The sequence below is a fragment of the Frankia sp. CgKIO3 genome (genome assembly GCF_977946435.1).
This window is the reverse complement of the sequence record NZ_CDWTMO010000027.1, coordinates 1-1,327: the sequence shown is the minus strand read 5'-3', so window position 1 is coordinate 1,327 and position 1,327 is coordinate 1. Positions and strand designations below refer to the sequence as shown.

Genomic DNA, 1,327 nt, shown 5'->3' with positions numbered 1-1,327 from the left:
ATCGAGGATCGAGGATCGAGCTGGGCGGTTCGTTCCATTCTAACACAGATGGACGGTTGCGAGAACCGCCCAGCACCACGGCGGGATCCGCAAGATCACGAGCGCGGGCCGGGGCCGCTCTTCGCGCAGCGCAGGAGGACGTCATGCAGTCACCGGGCCCAGGCCCCCAGGACCCGGACGCCCAGACCCAACGGGTTGACGGCAACGCTGGTGGTTCTTATTCCGCCTCGTCGTACTCCGCGGGCTCGGCACCGTTCGGCGACGAAGACGAGACCCGCCTGCTCGGCAACAGCGCACCCGGCGTCAACCAGCCCGGCGGCTACCCGCCCACGGAACAGTACTCCCAGAACCCTCCGAACCAGTATCCCCAGAACCAGTACGCACAGAATCCGTACCGCGGCACCGATCAGTACCCCCCGACGGCGGTCTACCCACCCAGTGGGGGCTACCCACCCGGCGAGGGCTACGGCCAGGGTTACCAGCAGCAGGATTATCCCGCCAACAACTATCCCACGGAGAGTTATCCGCAACAGGCATATCAGCAGAACTATCAGCCGGGTTACCACCAAGATCCGGGTTACCACCAAGGGTATCAGCAGCAGGGCTACCCTGCGGCGGGCGGTTACGGAGGTTATCCGCCGCCGGGGGCGCCCCCCGGCCCGGCGGCTCTCAACGTCGGCGTAACACCATCATCGCTGCGGCGGTGGCGGCGGCACTCCTCCTGATCATTATTCCGGTTGTGCTCCTCTCCGGAGGTTCCGACAACCCGGGCACGGTGACCGCGCCCGACAGCCCCAGCGCCTCACCGACCTCGACAAACCCATCGTCATCGCCCTCGCCAAGTCCAAGTCCAAGCGCGAGTCCGAGTCCCTCGGCGCAGTTCACCCCGACGCAGCACGCCCTGCTGGCCAAGCTCGACTCGTCCGTGATGACGGACTACGAGCCCAACGGCGAAGCCGAGGGCGGCCACATCAAGGCGTCGTTATTCTGCAACTCGGATGATGGGAAGGTAGTGGCTGCCTACTCCTACGCGACCATTCAGTGATCTGAACAGCGACGTCGAGGTGCGCAAGTCCCTGGTCACCACCACCGGCGGCAAATGCGAGCAGGGCGGCGACGAGGTCTTCACCTGGAACTTCCACGAGGGTGCGACCCAGGGCACGGCCGTCTGCAACGTGCGTGACGGTGATCACTTCATCTTCTGGTCCTACAATTCCACGTTGGTCTCCTTCATAGCGACCGGCCCCGACGGGGCGGCCCTGTACGAATGGTGGAGTAATTTCGATCCGGTGCCCAAGACCTGACGTCGCGGTGGACGCCGCCGGGA

At 65.0% G+C, this 1,327-nt stretch carries 2 protein-coding genes; both read left to right on the top strand.

What is annotated here, in order from left to right; translation table 11 throughout:
* Positions 1–143 precede the first annotated feature (143 nt).
* Positions 144–725: a hypothetical protein gene (locus AC08OJ_RS05295; protein WP_476593567.1), complete on the top strand. Its 582-nt coding sequence runs from the start codon at positions 144–146 to the stop codon at positions 723–725.
* A gap of 339 nt (positions 726–1,064) precedes the next feature.
* Positions 1,065–1,304, top strand: a complete 240-nt coding sequence (locus AC08OJ_RS05290; RefSeq protein ID WP_476593565.1) for a hypothetical protein — start codon at positions 1,065–1,067, stop codon at positions 1,302–1,304.
* Positions 1,305–1,327 lie beyond the last annotated feature (23 nt).